The following is a 16,638-nucleotide window of genomic DNA, read 5'->3' on the forward strand; positions in this document are numbered from 1 at the left end:
CGCCGCGACCAAAGGTTAGCGTCGGCCGTATTTTTTCGCTGCGCGCTTGGCGGCCGCCTTTGGCGCGCGGGCGCCTGGCGCGCCTCCGGTCACCATCTCGAACCGCAGAGCGCCGGCGAGGGGCGCCGCCTCGACCAGCTTCACCGTGACGATGTCGCCGAGCCGATGCATCTTGCCGGTGCGCGACCCGACCAGCGCATGCAGCCGTTCGTCGTGACGAAAATAATCATCGCCCAGCATGCTCGCCGGAATAAATCCGTCGGCGCCCGTGTCGGCCAGCCGGATGAACAGCCCGGCGCGGGTCGCGCCTGAAATGCGGCCCTCGAAACTCGCGCCGATCTTGTCGGCGAGATGGGCGGCGATCAGGCGCTCGACCGTCTCGCGTTCGGCGGCCATGGCGCGCCGCTCTGCGGCCGAGATCTGCGCCGCAATCTCCGGCAGTTCGGCGCGGGAGGCCGGCGTAAGCCCGTCCGTTCCAAGGTCCAGCGCCGCAATCAGGGCGCGGTGAACGATCAGATCGGCATAGCGCCGGATCGGCGAGGTGAAATGCGCGTAGCGGTGCAAATTGAGGCCGAAATGTCCGTAATTCTCGACGACATATTCGGCCTGCGCCTGCGTGCGCAGCACGATTTCATTGACGAGATGCTCATTCTCGGTGTCTCGGACCTGCGCCAGGATGCCGTTGAATTGCTCCGGCCGCAGCACCTGGCCCTTCGCCAGCTTGATGCCGATCGTGCTCAAAAATTCCGCAAGATTATTCAGCTTTTCGAGCGAGGGCTCGTCATGGGCGCGATAGATCAGCGGCTGACGCTTGGCCTCGAGCGTCTCCGCTGCGCAGACATTGGCGAGGATCATGAACTCTTCGATCAGCCGATGCGCGTCGAGCCGTTCGGGGATCACCACCCGGTCGACTGTGCCCTCCGTGTTCAGCAGGATCTTGCGCTCCGGCAGATTAAGCTCGAGCGGCGAGCGCTGGTCCCGCGCGCGCTTCAGCGCCGCATAGGCGTCATAGAGCGGCGCAAGAACGGGCTCGACCAGCAGGCCGGTCGTCTCGTCCGGCGCGCCGTCGATGGCGGCCTGCGCCTGCGGGTAGGAAAGCTTCGCCTCGGACCTGATCATCACGCGATGGAAATCATGGCTGAGTTTATGCCCGTCGGCGGCGATGACGATGCGCGCAGCGAGAGCCGGGCGGTCCTCGCGCGGGCGCAGCGAGCAGAGATCGTTGGAGATCCGCTCTGGCAGCATCGGCACGACGCGATCGGGAAAATAGACCGAATTGCCGCGCGTGAGCGCTTCGCGGTCAAGCGCCGAACCGAGCCGCACATAGGCGGCGACGTCGGCGATGGCGACGCGCAGGACGAAGCCGCCGGGGTTGCCGGGGTCGGGATCGGGCTCGGCCTCGACCGCGTCGTCATGGTCTTTGGCGTCGGCCGGATCGATGGTGACGAAGGGGATTTTGCGCCAGTCCGCGCGCCCGCTCATATCCGCGGCGCCGGCTTGTTCGGCCTCCGTGAGCGCAGAGGGGCTGAAGACATTCGGGATTTTATGCGAATGGATGGCGATGAGGCTGACCGCCCTTTCGCTTTCGAACGCGCCGATGCGCTCGCGCACCCGCGCCGAGGTCAGTCCAAGCCGGCCGGTGCGCAGCATCTCGACCGCGACGAGATCGCCGTCGCGCGCCTCGCCCTCCTGTCCCGGCAGGACGTCGAGTTCGCCGCGGCTGGCGTTTCTCTTGTCGATCGGCGCGACGCGTCCGCCGCCGCCGGGATTTTGCCGGAAAATGCCAAGGATCTGCGTTTTCGCCCGTTCTAGCAGCTTGACGACGCGGCCAGTGTAAGAGGGCTCGTTCGGCTTGGCGTCCGGGATCGGCTCGACGCGCAGCAGCGCGCGATCGCCGATGCCCGGCTGCGGAACGCCGGGCCGTTTGCGATGCAACACGGGCACGATAATCTTCGGGGCGCGGCCGGAGGCCTCGTCCCAGTTGACCGGGGCCGCCAGAAAATCGCCGTCGCGATCGCGGGTGTAGAAATCGGCGAGCACGGTTACCGGCAGGAGTCCGGCGCGATGCAGTCCCTTGCGGCGGCGCTCGATGGCGCCGTCCTGCTCCAGCTCCTTCAGCATCTGCTTGAGGGCGATGCGGTCGGCGCCCTTGATATCGAAGGCGCGGGCGATTTCGCGCTTGCTGATCTTGGCCGGGCGCCGTCCCGTCGCGCCTTCGCCGGATTGCGCCTCGCGCTCTCTGGCGATGAAGGCGATGATCTCTTCGCGGGTGGGCGTCGCCCCGCCCGACTCCTGTTGCGCCTCGGCGGCGCCGTCTTGATGCTGCGCCCGAGGGGCGCTGCTTTGGCCGGACTTTCTTGTCCCGGCTATTTTGTTCACGCTTGTTTTGCCTGTTTCAGTTTTGCCGCCGCGGCCTTGGCGGCGGGTTTTTTGTGCGCCGCCGCGGCCGCCTTGGCGGCGGGTTTTCGGTTGGGCGACGGCTCGAATGGCGGATCTTCGTCATTGGCCGGCGCGGTTTTGTTTTTTGCATTCGGCGCCGCCTTCTTGGCGGCGGCCGAAGATTTGGCCGCCTTCTTCGGCGCGGCCGCTTTTCTTGGCCCGCCGCCCGCCGCTTCCTTGTCCTCGATCAGCCGGATCGCTTCTTCGAGGGTGATGGTTTCGGCGGAGGCGTCGCGCTTCAAAGTGGCGTTGGTCTTGCCGTGATTGACATAGGCGCCGAAACGGCCGGCGCGCACGGTGATGGGGCCGCCGGACGGATGATCGCCGAGAAGACGGCCCTGCATCGGCGCCCCGCCGCCCGACGCTTTGGCGGCGAGCAGCGCCACGGCGCCCTCAAGCGTCAATGTGGTGGGGTCGGCCTCCTTCGGCAAGGTCGCGTTGATCTTGCCATGCGTAACATAAGGCCCATAGCGCCCGGCCTTGACGCTGACCGCGCCGCCGGCGGGATGTTCGCCCAAAACGCGGGCCGGAGCGCTCTCGGAGGCGCCAAACCGGCGTCCGGTGAGGCCGCTTTCCTTGGCGACGATGAGGTCGATCGCGCGATTGGCGCCGATCGAGATGATGTCCTCGTCCTTGGCGACATTGGCGTAGGTCTTGCCGTGCTGGACATAGGGCCCGTAACGGCCGATGCCGGCGACGATCGGCTCTTTCGATTCGGGGTGGCGGGCGACTTCGCGCGGCAGCGACAAGAGTGCGATCGCCTGTTCGAGCGTCAGATCGGCGGGCGCGATCGTCGGCGGCAAGGAGGAGCGTTTCGGCTTCTCGCCTTCGCCCTGCTGCACATAGACGCCGAAGCGGCCGTCGCGCAGGGTGATCTCTTCGCCGCTGTCGGGATCGACGCCAAGCGATTTGACGCCCGGACGCTCGCCTCCATTCGCCTCGGCGCCGTCGGGCGCAGCGAGGGTCCGCGTGAATTTGCATTCGGGATAGTTGGAGCAGCCGATGAAGGCGCCGAATTTGCCGAGCTTTAGCGACAGCTTGCCTTCGCCGCAGGACGGGCAGCCGCGCGGATCGGAGCCGTCTTCCTTCGGCGGAAAAATATGCGGCCCCAAAATCTCGTTCAGGCGGTCGAGCACCTCCGTCGTGCGCAGATCCTTGGTGCCGGCGAGGGCGCCCGAAAAATCCAGCCAGAAATCGCGCAGCACCTGCTTCCAGTCGATCTCATGGTTCGAGACCCGGTCGAGCTTTTCCTCAAGGTCGGCGGTAAAGTCATAGCCGACATAACGGGCGAAGAACGCCTCGAGGAAGGCCGTGACGAGACGTCCCTTGTCCTCCGGATGCAGGCGCTTCTTCTCGATCCGCACGTAATCGCGTTCGCGCAGCACGGCGAGCGTCGAGGCGTAGGTCGAGGGGCGGCCGATGCCGAGCTCTTCCATGCGTTTGACCAGCGTCGCCTCGGTGAAGCGCGGCGGCGGCTCGGTAAAATGCTGGTCCGCCTCGATGCGTTCGCGCTTCAGGCGCTCGTCCTTGGCCATATCCGGCAGGCGGGCGCTTTCGTCATCGTCTTCGTCGTCGCGCCCTTCCTGATAAAGTTTGAGAAAGCCGTCGAAGCGCACGACCTGACCGGTTGCGCGCAGATCAAGCTTGCGCGCTCCGGCCAGCGCCTCAATGTCCACGGTGGTGCGCTCAAGCTCGGCCGATTCCATCTGGCTGGCGATGGTGCGGGTCCAGATCAGCTCATAGAGCTTGGCCTGATCCGGCTCCAGCGCGCGGGCGACGGCGCGCGGCAGGCGGGCGAGGTCGGTCGGACGGATCGCCTCATGCGCTTCCTGCGCATTCTTGGCCTTCACCGTATATTTGCGCGGCGCCTTCGGCACATAGGCGTCGCCGAACTGGCGGGCGATCACCGACCTTGCGCTGGTGATCGCCTCGGGGGCGAGATCGACGCCGTCCGTTCGCATATAAGTAATGAGTCCGACCGTCTCGCCGTCGATGTCGGCGCCCTCATAGAGCCGCTGCGCGAGTTGCATGGTGCGGGCCGGCGCGAAGCCGAGCTTTCGCGAGGCCTCCTGCTGCAGCGTCGAGGTCGTGAAAGGCGCGGACGGGTGGCGCTTGGCGGGCTTGGCCTCGATCTCGGCGACGCGGAACGTCGCGTTTTCGAGATCGGTCTTGAAGGCGGCGGCCTCAGCCCCGGTCCCGACGTCGAGGCGCGTAATCTTCTTGCCGTCGGCGCCAACGAGCCGCGCCGTGAACGGGGCGTCCGCCTGCGTCCTGAGATGGGCGACGATCGACCAATACTCTCGTGCGACGAAAGCCTCGATCTCAAGCTCACGGTCGCAAACAAGCCGCAGCGCGACGGACTGCACCCGCCCCGCCGAGCGGGCGCCGGGAAGCTTGCGCCACAGCACCGGTGAGAGATTGAAGCCGACCAGATAATCCAGGGCGCGGCGCGCCAGATAGGCGTCGACCAGCGCCACGTCGATCTGACGCGGATGCTGCATCGCCTCCAGCACGGCGGATTTGGTGATGGCGTTGAAGACGACGCGCTCGACCGGCTTGTCCTTGAGGACTTTCTTCGCCTTTAAAACCTCGAGGACATGCCAGGAGATCGCCTCGCCTTCGCGATCGGGGTCGGTCGCCAGAATGATCTTGTCGGCGTCCTTGACGGCCCTTGCGATCTCGTTCAGCCGCTTGGCGGATTTGACGTCGACGTCCCACAGCATGGCGAAATCGGCGTCGGGATCGACCGATCCGTCCTTGGCCGGCAAATCGCGGACATGGCCATAGGACGGGTAAACCTCATAGCCCTTGCCGAGGTATTTATTAATGCTCTTAGCCTTCGCCGGCGATTCGACGATGACGACATACATTGATGACAATCCTTGATCTCCGCTGGAGGCGGGAGCCGCTGGCGGGTTTAAAACGGCCTTAAGCGGCGGGCCCTTGCCGGGAGTCGGCGCTCCCCTTCTATTGCGGCGCCGCGCAAATTTTGAGGCAGAACATGGGGGAGGGCGCTCCCTTAGTCAAATCGGGCCCCTCGGGACGGGAGCAGCGGCGGGCCTGGCGCAGCCCTTTATCCGCCGGGGCGGCCCGGAAAATCTGTGCGCAGGCAAGGCCGCCTTTCGCGCCAAGGCTATGACGGCAGGCCTATCATCCTGTAAGAGATCGGCTCATGTCGTACCATGATCGAGAGTTGACCTTCCCGCACCGGCATCTGCTCGGCATCGAGGGGCTTTCGCCGCAGGATATCGATGTGCTGCTCGATCTTTCGGAGCACGCGATCGAAGTGTCGCGCCAGGTCGAGAAGAAGCTCTCGACGCTGCGCGGCCGCACTCTCATCAATCTGTTTTTCGAAGCTTCGACCCGGACGCAGTCCTCTTTTGAGCTCGCCGGCAAGCGGCTCGGGGCCGACGTCATGAATATGTCGGTCGCCTCGTCCAGCGTCAAAAAGGGCGAGACCCTGCTCGACACGGCGATGACCCTCAACGCCATGCGGCCCGACATTATCGTTGTGCGCCACGCGCAGGCCGGCGCGGTGCATCTTCTGGCGCGCAAGGTCGATTGCTCCGTGGTCAACGCCGGCGACGGGGCGCATGAGCATCCGACGCAGGCGCTGCTCGACGCGCTGACGATCCGGCGCAACCGCGGCCGCATCGCCGGTCTCATTGTCGCGATCTGCGGCGACATTCTGCATTCGCGCGTCGCCCGCTCGAACATCCTGCTGCTGACGGCGCTCGGCGCCCGCGTGCGCGTGATCGGCCCCTCGACGCTGCTGCCGGCCGGGATCGCGCGCATGGGCGTCGAAGTGTTCACCGACATGAAGCAGGGGCTGCAGGACGCCGACATCGTCATGATGCTGCGCCTACAGCGCGAGCGCATGCAGGGCGGCTTCATTCCCTCGCCGAAAGAGTTCTTCCGTTTCTTCGGCCTCGACGAGGAAAAGCTCGGCTATGCGCGGCCGGACGCCTTGGTGCTGCATCCCGGCCCGATGAATCGCGGCGTCGAAATCGATTCGGCCGTCGCCGACGGCGGCCAGAGCCGCATTCGCGAGCAGGTCGAGATGGGCGTCGCCGTGCGCATCGCGGTGCTCGGCGCGCTCGCCGCCCATCTGCCTAACGAGTGACCCGTGCAACCCGCGATCTCGCGAAAGGCGCCCAGGACCTTGCGAAAGACGCCCAAGTGAAGATGAATATTCCCGTCTCTCCGTCGGTCGCGCATCAGCCGCTGGCGCTGGTCAACGGCCGTCTTGTCGATGGGCAGACCTATGATTGCGTGCGCGGCGGAATTCTCATCCTCGACGGGAAAATTCTCGATCTCGGCCCCGAAGTCGCGCCGAAAAACCTGCCCGTTCATTCGCGCGTGATCGACTGCGGCGGCGATTTCATCGCGCCGGGCCTCATCGACATGCGCGCCTTTGTCGGCGAGCCGGGCGGCGAGCATCGTGAAACGATCGCCACCGCGACGGCCGCGGCGGCAGCGGGCGGCGTCACAACGATTCTGGCGCGGCCCGACACCAATCCGCCGGTCGATGAGCCCGCCGTCGTCGATTTTCTGCTGCGCCGCGCCCGCGACACCGGCCGCGTGCGGCTCATTCCCTGCGCGGCGATGACGCAAGGGCTGCGCGGCGAGGAGATCGCCGAGATCGGGCTGTTGCAGCAGGCGGGCGCGCTCGCTTTTTCGGACGGCGCCCATTCCATCGCAAACTCCCGCGTGCTGCGCCGCGTGCTCTCCTATGCGCGCGATTTCGACGCGCTTATCATTCATTATGCCGAGGATCGCGACCTCGCCGCCGAGGGCGTCATGAATGAGGGCGAATTCGCCACAAGGCTCGGCCTCTCTGGCATCCCGCGCGAGGCGGAGGCGATCGCGCTCGACCGCGACATCCGCCTCGTCAACCTCACCGGCGCGCGCTATCACGCCGCGCTGGTGACGACGACGCTGTCGCTCGACATTATCGAACGCGCCAAGGCGGCCGGACTGCCGGTCACCGCTGGAACCTCGATCAATCATCTGACGCTGAACGAAAGCGATATCGGCGATTACCGCACCTTTCTAAAGCTTGCGCCGCCGCTGCGGCGCGAGGACGAGCGGCGCGCGCTCGTGGAGGCGCTGTCGTCCGGCCTGATCGACGTCATCGTGTCCGACCACAATCCGCAGGACGTCGAGACCAAGCGCCTGCCTTTCGCCGAAGCCGAGAATGGCGCGATCGGGCTCGAGACCATGCTGGCGGCGGGGTTGCGGCTTGTCGCCTCCGGCGAAGTCTCGCTGCAACGGCTGATCGGCGCCATGACGCTGCGTCCCGCCGAAATTTTGGGCCTGCCGCAGGGCCGGCTGCGGGTTGGCGCCCCGGCCGACGTCATCCGCTTCGATGCGGAGGCCGCCTATGTGGTCGATCCCTCAAAACTGCGCTCGCGCTCCAAGAACACGCCCTTCGACGAGGCGACCATGGAAGGCCGCGTGAAGCTGACGCTGGTCGAGGGGCGGATTGTGTTCGAGGAGGAGTGAGGACTCCTTCAGATTAGAAGCGGAGGCGACCAATGCTGAAGCGCGAAGCTCCCGATTTTTCCGGCTGTCCCAATCTTGTCGTCATGATGCTTGGAATGCGGGCGCGCACGCTGCGCGCCTTCAGGAGGCTTGCCGGCTTTGGACGAAAGATAGAGGCCGCCAGCGGGGCCCGGCCGGATGGGCTGCTCCATGCGGACAACGCCATCATTTATGGACTTTATCCGTTGCATGTCGGCATGCGGTGGTACTGGCGCGACATCGACGCGCTCGAGGCCTGGGCGAAATCCGAGCCGCATCGCCTCTGGTGGAGCCAAATCATGGCGGACTCCGGCGGGACCGAATTCTGGCATGAGACCTATCATATGCGCGGCGGCATGGAGGCGATCTACCTCGATATGACGAAACCGATCGGCTTCGCCAATTTCATGCCGATGGCTCCGGCGCGCGGAACGATGGCCAGCCGCCACAAGGAATGGGCGTCGCCCAGTGTGGGCGATTTGCCCACCGGCCAGAGCTGATCCGGCCGCGAGCAGACGACCGGATCCTGTTCGTGGGGTAGGGGTTACCCTTCGCGGTTCGGAGTGCCGAGCACGTGGATGTTAGGCGGCAACATTGCGTTGTCGAAAGTCTGGGTGAACATCGGCGCCGCGAAGAACGCGACCGCGCGCAAAGTCTCGGCGCCCGTGTTGACAAGATCGTGCCGCACAGGGGTCGGCAGCACGAAAACGCTCCCCGGCCCCACCTGATGCACGCTCCCGTCCTCCATCTGCAGCTCTCCGGAGCCGGCGAGAATATATTGCGTCTCCTCGGTGGCGTCGGTGTGCCAGCCGAGCCGGTCGCCCGCCTCGATTTCATAAACGATGGTGGAGGATTGCGTCGTTCCGTGGCCGCCATAGGCGGCGAATGCGCCTGCCCAGCGGACTTTGGGGTCGTCGACGCCGCCGACTTGCGCTCTTGGAAGATCCTGGGTCGCAACGACAAAGACTGAAGGCAAGGCTTGCTCCTCCGAAAGCGAGGGAAAATGCGGCGTTCCGCCGCATCATGATGGGGCGCGTTTGCGGTCCACGCAACGCCGCCGCTGTATATCAATGAAATGTGATAATAATATTTATTCTTCATCAATGGGGCGCGTTCCGCGCAAGCGAAGGCCTATTGCTGTACCTTGCCGCCTCGCGCCGATGATCGAAAGGCGCCGGGGGAAATCAGCATGCCGAATCGAGTTTTGACACGCCGGGTCGGCGCGCGCGCATGCGCCATTTTAGGTCTTCTCCTTGCCGGCGCTGTTGTCGCTGGAGCGGCCGGCGCAACGGAAGACTCGGCGCGCAACCAGCTCGCGCAAAAGGATTGCGTGCGCGGCAAGTTCAAAGACTATCATTTACAGGGGACGGGCGGCGATCCGGCGGCGAGCTACAAAGGCCGCGTGTTCAGGCTCAGCCAGGACTATCCAAATCAGATTCCGCCGCGCGAAGATTTTCCGTGGGCGAAAATCCCGTTCAAGGACGGCGGCCCGGTCGACCCCGAAGCCTATCTGCGGGCGCTCCTCGCCTATGGGCTGGAAGGCAATGTCGACGTCGATTTCTACGTCGAGGACAATAAAATCCGCAAGTGGTACGGCATGCCGTGGATGGACTGGAATACCGAGGTCGCCTCGGATTGGCCGGGCACCGACGGCCGCGAATTTGTCCATGGCTTCACCCATGAATTCGATTCGTCCGGCAATACGCTGAGCACGCTTCAGCATGATTTCGTCGACACCTGGTCGGGCGCCTATCTAAACGACCGCGCCGCCTTTGGCGTCGGGCAAGTCTATTGCGATCCTGATAATCCGAAGCCCGGAGCGCTAAACCCAGATCCGGCGGGCCTCAACGATTTTCCGGACGGCGCCTTCATCATCAAGCTGCTGTTCTCGACGGTCACCGAAGATCAACTGCCGATCGCCAAGAACGCGCTGGAATGGCAGGCCCATGTCTTCGTCAATGACGATCCGAGCTGGCGCAACAAGGGGCCGGCCTCCCGATTCGAGCGCGCGCTTGGGCCGATCCGCCTGATCCAGATCGATGTTTCGGTGCGCGACGAACGAAGCCTGACAGGGTGGCTTCTCGGCACTTTCGGCTATGACGGAAACGCAAAAGGCGCGACGCCGTGGGAGCGCATGGTTCCGTTCGGCCTCCAGTGGGGAAATAATCCCAAGGTCACTTTTGCGCAGACCTGCGCCGGGCCGGATGGGCCGTGCGATCGCAGCAAGCTGACGGAGCAATGGATCAACGAGGAGGCGGCCGAAAATCTCACCCGCGCGCCGCTGAACTTCAACCATCTCGGCTTTGGCGGACGTCTCGCCGGCCCGGTCGACAACGCCAAGGCGTCCTGCATGGGATGCCATCAAACCGCGGGGTTTCCGACCGTGCCAATCCTGCCAGAGTTTTCGGCCAATGGGGCGGTTTTGAAGCTTGACGCCGGCAAGCGGCCGGCGACCGATCAGAGCTTCCGCATGATGTATTATGGCAATGTGCCCTCCGGCGTCGTGTTCAGCGATTCCCAGCTGCAGTCTTCGGATTATTCGCTGCAGCTGTCGATGAGCCTGCAGAATTACGCCTCGCGCCGCTGTGGCGATCAATCCGAGCCCTCAAGCGCGCCGGCGCCGGAAATCTGCGGGCAGCTGCTCGCCTAAAGCAGATCGGCGATCTTTTGACCTTTGGCGCGCCCGGACCGGGCGGCGCGCCGATCTCCTCGGGCGATTAGGCGGCCGGGCTAAACGCGGGCCGGCGCGCGAGGGCGACCGGCGCAGCCGCGGCGCGTTCAGATGACCGTCAACCGGTGGCGCTAGGCGACGGGAGCAGGCGATTCGTCTTGGCGAGGGCGCCGGTTGTCGAGCCTGCGGCCTTTTTCAACTGCTTTCGTTCATACATCATCTTGTCGGCCTGATGGATCAGATCATCGATCGCCACCGTGGCGGGGGACGAGGTTTCGGCGTATCCGCTGCTGTAGGAAATCTCCAGGAGGGGGTCAGACATTGCGCGCGCGGCGACGATTGCCGCCATGCGCGCAAGCATCGCCTCGGCGGTCCCGGAACTATCGGACGCCAGCACGACGAACTCGTCTCCGCCGATGCGGCCGATCACATCCGTCTTCCTGAAAGTGGCGACGAGGACATCGGCAAAGCGCGTGATCAATTCGGACCCAGCCTTGTGACCTAAGCTGTCATTGACCTTCTTCAGGCCATCGAGATCAAAATAGAACAGCGTCAGTCCGGTTTTTAGTCGAATTGCGTTCTTCATCGCGTAGTCGGCGACGGTAAAAAAACCTCGACGGTTCAGGACATTGGTCAACTGGTCTTTCAACGACTGATAACGCAGTTCGCGTTCGAGTTTGTTGGTCAGCCGGCCCATCCACGCAATCATGGCGAGCGCCGCCAGCACGATAATAGGGGTTTCGACGGCGCGCGTGTACGCCGCCGGAAAGATGTCGGCGCTGTCCAGATATCCGACCGCGGCAAACGCGACAAAAGGCGTCAAGACGACCAAGGGAAAGACAAGGCGTGCGACGCGGCTTCCGATCCCGCCGTCGAACCAAAACGAGAGCCATCCGCCGGCGCTCGCGCGTCGGGCCGCGATGACACACGACAACAGGAAGAAACAGAAGACTGTTTGCGGCGAACTCAGGTTCGCCTTGGAGAGGCCGACCAGTTCGACCATCTGGTAAACATAACCGCTGACCAGCACGAGGACGAGAGCAATCAAGGAAATCGCGCCAAGGTCGGATAATGTTCCCAGCTTGCGGCCGGGATGCGAACCGAGCGCCAGGCACAGGCCGACGAGCGCAAAGCCGAGCGCCGTCTGGGGCGACGGGCGCCCGTCGTTGCTCCCGACCGAGCTCCTCGGGAGCCAGTGATCTATTCCGATCGGACCGTAGGCGTATTCCAGCAGGGTGAGACAGCCGAGCGCGAGCACCGCCCAGGCGGCAATAGCGCTGAGGCGGAGCATAAGGGAGGATCTCCGCGGCCCCGACAGAGCAAGGCTTCCCGCGGCGGCTAGCATCCCCGCCGCAGCATTCGCGGTCATTTTCGACCATCCGGACGGCGCCAGCGCGGCGGCGGATGGAACAAACCACAGGAGGAGAATGCATCCCGCCACCGCAGTGACGAGCCACAGCCCAAGCTTTTCGAGTTCAGCGCTGGCTGACAGAATTCGAAGGTCGGGCCTGGGAGAGCTTTGTTTCAAGGGAAGACTAGCAAGGAAACAACCTCCGTACGGCGGCATCGATTTTCAGCAGCCTGGAGCAAGATGACAAAAGGCGGATGCTGGGTTTCGGCGTCGCGTTCGAATAATGAATAATCAATAGCGTCGTGGTTTGGATCGATTAAAATCGAAAAACACCAAAGCTTAGCGTACGCTTTTAATAAGAATTAGAAAGCAGAATATGCGCGGCCTTGACCAAATTTATCTCTAAATCGATTTTTTTAGCTTTGCTGCATCTTCCGCACAAATTGGAATTGCCTGCCCGGATCGCATGGAGCGTTCGCGCCGCTTCCCTCGTATCAGGCGCCGGAGTGGAATATCTCGCGTCGACGTGAGGCGGGCTCGGCGAGGGTTTGTTGCCGCTATACGCTCACACTGCCTCAAGCAAAACCGCGGCAGGCAAAGCGTGGCGGCGGGAAGATTGGCATGGCGTCTGTTGCCGCTTAAATTAGCCGATAGATCAAAATTTGGGCGCCTTATCACTGCTGCAATGGCCTAGCTGCGCGCGACCGCAAGCGGTCACCAAAAAGTGAAGACTTATCAAGCGGCTATAGTTTGGATGGCGGCGGCCGTCCGTACGGCGGCTATGATTAATTGCGCGCCAATTTGGCACGAATTTTGTTACGAAATTTTCATGCGTCCTTGACGGCGCAGTCCGGTCGCCTGTCGGCTTTTGGGAGGTCATCCCATGAATGTCGTGGTCGCCATTATCCAGCCCTACAAGCTCGACGACGTGCGAGACGCGCTTACCGAGGCCGGCGTCGACGGCATCACCGTGACCGAGGTCCGGGGATTCGGGCATCAGAAGGGCCATACCGAAATTTATCGCGGCGCCGAATATGTCGCGAGCTTCGTGCCGAAGGTGAAAATCGAAGTCGTGACCCTGCCCGACCGCGTCGACGCAATCGTCGAGGCGATCTTGAAGTCTGCATTCACCGGACAGATCGGCGACGGCAAGATCTTTGTCATCGACGTCGCCCGAGCCGTGCGGATCCGAACCGGCGAGGTTGGCGAGGCTGCGCTTTAAGCTGTTCGTCCCTGAGCGGGGCGTCCGTGGAAAGGAGCGGATCATGACGCGCTTCATGTCGACATGGGGACGGCTCCGCCGGCCCGCCTGCGCTCTGTTCGTCGCCGCGCTCGCGGCGCCGTTGCTGATCAATCCTGCGTTGGCGCAGGATGCGGCGGCGGCCGCCGCGCCGCCCGCCTGCGACGCCAAGACCCTGTTGGCGTGCACGCCGAATTCCGGCGACACCGCCTGGATGCTGACCTCCGTCGCGCTGGTTCTGATGATGACCGTTCCGGGCCTCGGCCTGTTTTATGGCGGGATGGTGCGCAAGAAGAACGTCGCCGACACGGTCATGACGAGCTTCGCCATCACCTGCCTTATCACATTCCTCTTCGCGGCGGTCACCTACAGCATGTCGTTTCGGGCGGGATCGCCCTACATCGGGGGCTTCGACCGCGCCTTCCTGCAGGGCATTTTGAGCGACGTGGCCAAGGGGGTCGGCAATCCCAACCCGCTCGCGCCGACGATCCCCGAAACCGTCTACATCTGCTTCCAGATGACCTTTGCGATCATCACCCCGGCGCTGATCGCCGGCGCCTTCGCCGAGCGCATGAAGTTTTCGGCGATGCTGTGGTTCATCGGCCTGTGGGCGATTTTGGTCTATGCGCCGATCGCGCATTGGGTCTGGGGACCCGATGGAATTTTGAACAGCACGAATGACGCGGCGATCGCCAAGGTTCTCGACTTCGCCGGCGGCACGGTCGTTCACGTGAACTCCGGCGTCGCCGGGCTGATGTGCGCCTTGATGCTCGGCCGGCGGCGCGACACAGGCCCCGCGCATAATGTCGTTTTGACCTTTATCGGCGCCTCCCTGCTGTGGGTCGGCTGGTTCGGCTTCAACGCCGGTTCGGCCGTCACCGCGGGGATTCAGGCCGGCATGGCGATGACCGTGACGCAAATCGCCACCGCCGTCGCCGCGCTCGCCTGGATGTTCGTGGAATGGGGCCATCGCGGCAAGCCGACCGTCGTCGGCATCTGTTCCGGCGCGGTCGCCGGACTTGTCGCCATCACCCCGGCGTCGGGCTTCGTTGGGCCGGCCGGATCGATGGCGATCGGCGCCATCGCCGGCGTCCTGTGCTATGCCAGCGTGACTTGGCTGAAGACGGCGCTTGGCTATGACGACGCGCTCGATTGTTTTGGCGTCCATGGCGTCGGCGGCGCGACAGGGGCGATTTTGACGGGCGTTTTTGCGATCCAGGAATATGGCGGCACGCCGGGCCTCCTCGAAGGCAATCCTCATCAGGTCGTGAACCAACTCGTCGGCGTCGTCATCGTGATCGCCTATGACGCAATCGTCTCGCTGATCCTTTTGTTCTTGATTGACAAGACGATCGGACTTCGCGTGACCCCCGATGTCGAACTTGAAGGACTCGACATCTCGCTGCATGGCGAATTGGTTCACTGAGACGTCCTGTTGCAGCGCGCCGCCGCATCGAAGGCGGCGCGCCGGTTGCCACTCCATGGCGCGCAAGCTAGGCTGGCTGGCCCTGCTGCGGATGCGCCTGTGATCCTCTCCGTTCTCGCTCTCTTGTTCGGCTATCTCTGCGGCTCGATTCCGTTTGGCCTGATCCTGACGAGCCTCAGCGGCGTCGGCAATCTGCGCGCGGTCGGCTCCGGCAATATCGGCGCGACCAATGTTCTGCGGACCGGGCGAAAGGATCTCGCGGCCGCGACCCTTCTCCTTGATCTCGCCAAGGGGGCGGCCGCAGTGCTGATCGTGTCCTTTATCGCGACGCGGCGCCTGCCGCCGCTTGCGGCGTGGCCGCCGGCCCCTGTGCTCGCCGCGGCGCTCGGCGCCTTTCTTGGCCATATCTATCCGGTCTGGCTCGGCTTTAAAGGCGGCAAGGGCGTTGCGACCTATCTTGGCTGTCTGCTCGCCGTCGCCTGGCCGGCCGGCCTCGCCTTCATCGCGGCCTGGCTGAGCACAGCTTTCGTTTCGCGCTATTCTTCGCTCTCCGCCCTCGTGGCCGCGGCGCTGACGCCTGCCGTTCTCGTCGGGCTCCACCAGACCGGCGCAGCCATGCTCTTCGCCGGCATGAGCGCGCTGATCTTTTGGAAGCACAGGGAGAATATCGCGCGGCTGAAGGCCGGGACCGAAACGAAGATCGGCAAGACATGACGTCGGCGGCTGCTTTGACCCCGCAGGAGCGCTTCGCCTTTCTGCGGCTTTATCGCAGCGAAACGATTGGCCCCCGCACTTTCGTGGCGTTGCTGGCCCGATACGGGTCGGCGCAGGCGGCGCTTGAGGCCCTGCCGGGCGTCGTCGCCAGCGGCAAGGCGGGGCGGCCGATCGCCCTGGCGCCCGTTCATGAGATTGAGGCCGAGCTGGAGGCGATCGAGCGCGCCGGGGCGACGCTGATCTGTCTGCCCGAGCCCGACTATCCGGCGCTGCTGCGGCAGATCCACTCGGCCCCGCCGCTGCTTACAATGCGCGGCGATCGCGCCTGCCTGAAACGTTCGAAAATTGCAATCGTCGGCGCGCGCAACGCCTCCGCCGCCGGCCTCGCCTTCACCGAACAGCTGTCGCGGGGAATCGCGCGAGCGGGGTATGTCATCGTCTCCGGGCTCGCGCGCGGGGTCGACGCGCGGGCGCACCAGGCCGCGCTGGCGACGGGAACGATCGCCGTCCTTGCCGGCGGACTCGGCAATATTTATCCGGCGGCGCATGCCGAACTGGTGGAGCGCCTCATCGAGACTGGCGCTGCGGTGAGCGAAATGCCGTTCGGATGGGAGGCGCGCGGGCGCGATTTTCCCCGCCGCAACCGCATCGTCTCGGGGCTTTCGCGCGGCGTCGTCGTGGTCGAGGCCGCGCGCCGCTCGGGCTCGCTGATCACTGCGGGCTTTGCCGCGGAGCAGGGGCGGGAGGTGTTCGCCGTGCCGGGATCGCCGCTCGATCCGCGCGCGGAAGGGCCGAACCAGTTGTTGCGCGACGGCGCGACCCTCTGCACCGGGCCCGAGGACGTGCTCGACGCGCTGGCCCGGCAGGATCTTTCGCCTCCTGCCGATTTCAGCTTCGCCGAGGCGCAGCCGCAATCCTACGAGTCGTTCTGGGACGAGCTCGATCTGCCGGATATTTTCGCGGCGCAGGGCGGCGCGGCAAATGGCGCGGCGGAGCAAATCTCGTCGCGGCCCGCGCCGGCTTCCTCGCGCCGCGCCGCTTTGCCGCCGCCGGCTGATGAGCCGCCGCGCGAAGACGCGCCTGCGCCCTCCCGAGAAGCCGCCTTCGCCCGCGTCATTGCGCTTTTAGGGCCCTCGCCGGTTTCGGTCGACGAACTCGTTCGCGCCTCGGAAGCGCCGGCGCGGGAGGTGCGGGCGATCCTGTTCGAGCTGGAGCTTCAAGGCCGGCTGGAGCGCCACGGCGCCGATCTCGTGTCGAAGATCTGAAAGCCGACG

General features: G+C 64.5%; 12 protein-coding genes. 8 read left to right on the plus strand and 4 right to left on the minus strand.

Features of this window, described 5'->3' with window-relative positions:
* Positions 1 to 15 precede the first annotated feature (15 nt).
* Positions 16 to 2,379 (minus strand): ribonuclease R, encoded by a 2,364-nt coding sequence (rnr, locus tag MSIL_RS19530; protein WP_012592796.1) that lies wholly within the window; start codon positions 2,377 to 2,379, stop codon positions 16 to 18.
* A complete protein-coding gene (gene topA / locus MSIL_RS19535; RefSeq protein ID WP_012592797.1) occupies positions 2,376 to 5,309 on the minus strand; it encodes a type I DNA topoisomerase in 2,934 nt (977 codons plus the stop codon). The genes rnr and topA overlap by 4 nt, the downstream gene beginning before the upstream one ends.
* 302 nt (positions 5,310 to 5,611) lie before the next feature.
* Here topA and MSIL_RS19540 point away from each other — a divergent pair, with 302 nt between their 5' ends.
* The 3 genes from MSIL_RS19540 to MSIL_RS19550 all read left to right on the plus strand — a co-directional run bounded on the left by MSIL_RS19540 (position 5,612) and on the right by MSIL_RS19550 (position 8,462).
* Positions 5,612 to 6,562, plus strand: coding sequence for an aspartate carbamoyltransferase catalytic subunit (locus MSIL_RS19540; RefSeq protein ID WP_012592798.1), 951 nt, complete (start codon positions 5,612 to 5,614; stop codon positions 6,560 to 6,562).
* A 62-nt stretch (positions 6,563 to 6,624) separates the two neighbouring features.
* Positions 6,625 to 7,944, plus strand: a complete 1,320-nt coding sequence (pyrC, locus tag MSIL_RS19545; protein WP_012592799.1) for a dihydroorotase — start codon at positions 6,625 to 6,627, stop codon at positions 7,942 to 7,944.
* A gap of 32 nt (positions 7,945 to 7,976) precedes the next feature.
* On the plus strand, positions 7,977 to 8,462 hold the full coding sequence (locus MSIL_RS19550) for a monooxygenase family protein (RefSeq protein WP_012592800.1): 486 nt from the start codon (positions 7,977 to 7,979) through the stop codon (positions 8,460 to 8,462).
* A 44-nt stretch (positions 8,463 to 8,506) separates the two neighbouring features.
* On the opposite strand, the gene MSIL_RS19555 is transcribed toward MSIL_RS19550, so the two are convergent.
* Positions 8,507 to 8,938 (minus strand): cupin domain-containing protein, encoded by a 432-nt coding sequence (locus tag MSIL_RS19555; protein ID WP_012592801.1) that lies wholly within the window; start codon positions 8,936 to 8,938, stop codon positions 8,507 to 8,509.
* A 213-nt stretch (positions 8,939 to 9,151) separates the two neighbouring features.
* On the opposite strand from MSIL_RS19555, the gene MSIL_RS19560 reads away from it, so the two are divergent.
* A complete protein-coding gene (locus MSIL_RS19560; protein ID WP_012592802.1) occupies positions 9,152 to 10,612 on the plus strand; it encodes a hypothetical protein in 1,461 nt (486 codons plus the stop codon).
* Between the two features lie 139 nt (positions 10,613 to 10,751).
* On the opposite strand, the gene MSIL_RS20420 is transcribed toward MSIL_RS19560, so the two are convergent.
* Entirely contained in the window at positions 10,752 to 11,924 is a 1,173-nt protein-coding gene (locus MSIL_RS20420) for a GGDEF domain-containing protein (RefSeq protein WP_049768225.1), read from the minus strand.
* A gap of 943 nt (positions 11,925 to 12,867) precedes the next feature.
* Between MSIL_RS20420 and MSIL_RS19570 the strand changes: the two genes are divergently transcribed.
* The 4 genes from MSIL_RS19570 to dprA all read left to right on the plus strand — a co-directional run bounded on the left by MSIL_RS19570 (position 12,868) and on the right by dprA (position 16,629).
* Positions 12,868 to 13,206 (plus strand): P-II family nitrogen regulator, encoded by a 339-nt coding sequence (locus MSIL_RS19570; protein WP_012592804.1) that lies wholly within the window; start codon positions 12,868 to 12,870, stop codon positions 13,204 to 13,206.
* A gap of 55 nt (positions 13,207 to 13,261) precedes the next feature.
* Positions 13,262 to 14,650 (plus strand): ammonium transporter, encoded by a 1,389-nt coding sequence (locus MSIL_RS19575; RefSeq protein WP_041369588.1) that lies wholly within the window; start codon positions 13,262 to 13,264, stop codon positions 14,648 to 14,650.
* 99 nt (positions 14,651 to 14,749) lie between these two features.
* Positions 14,750 to 15,364 (plus strand): glycerol-3-phosphate 1-O-acyltransferase PlsY, encoded by a 615-nt coding sequence (plsY, locus tag MSIL_RS19580; RefSeq protein WP_012592806.1) that lies wholly within the window; start codon positions 14,750 to 14,752, stop codon positions 15,362 to 15,364.
* Positions 15,361 to 16,629: a DNA-processing protein DprA gene (gene dprA, locus MSIL_RS19585; RefSeq protein ID WP_012592807.1), complete on the plus strand. Its 1,269-nt coding sequence runs from the start codon at positions 15,361 to 15,363 to the stop codon at positions 16,627 to 16,629. Before plsY ends, dprA begins: the two co-directional genes overlap by 4 nt.
* The last annotated feature ends 9 nt before the right edge of the window (positions 16,630 to 16,638 follow it).

This window comes from Methylocella silvestris BL2 (genome assembly GCF_000021745.1).
Classification (GTDB): Bacteria; Pseudomonadota; Alphaproteobacteria; order Rhizobiales; family Beijerinckiaceae; genus Methylocapsa; species Methylocapsa silvestris.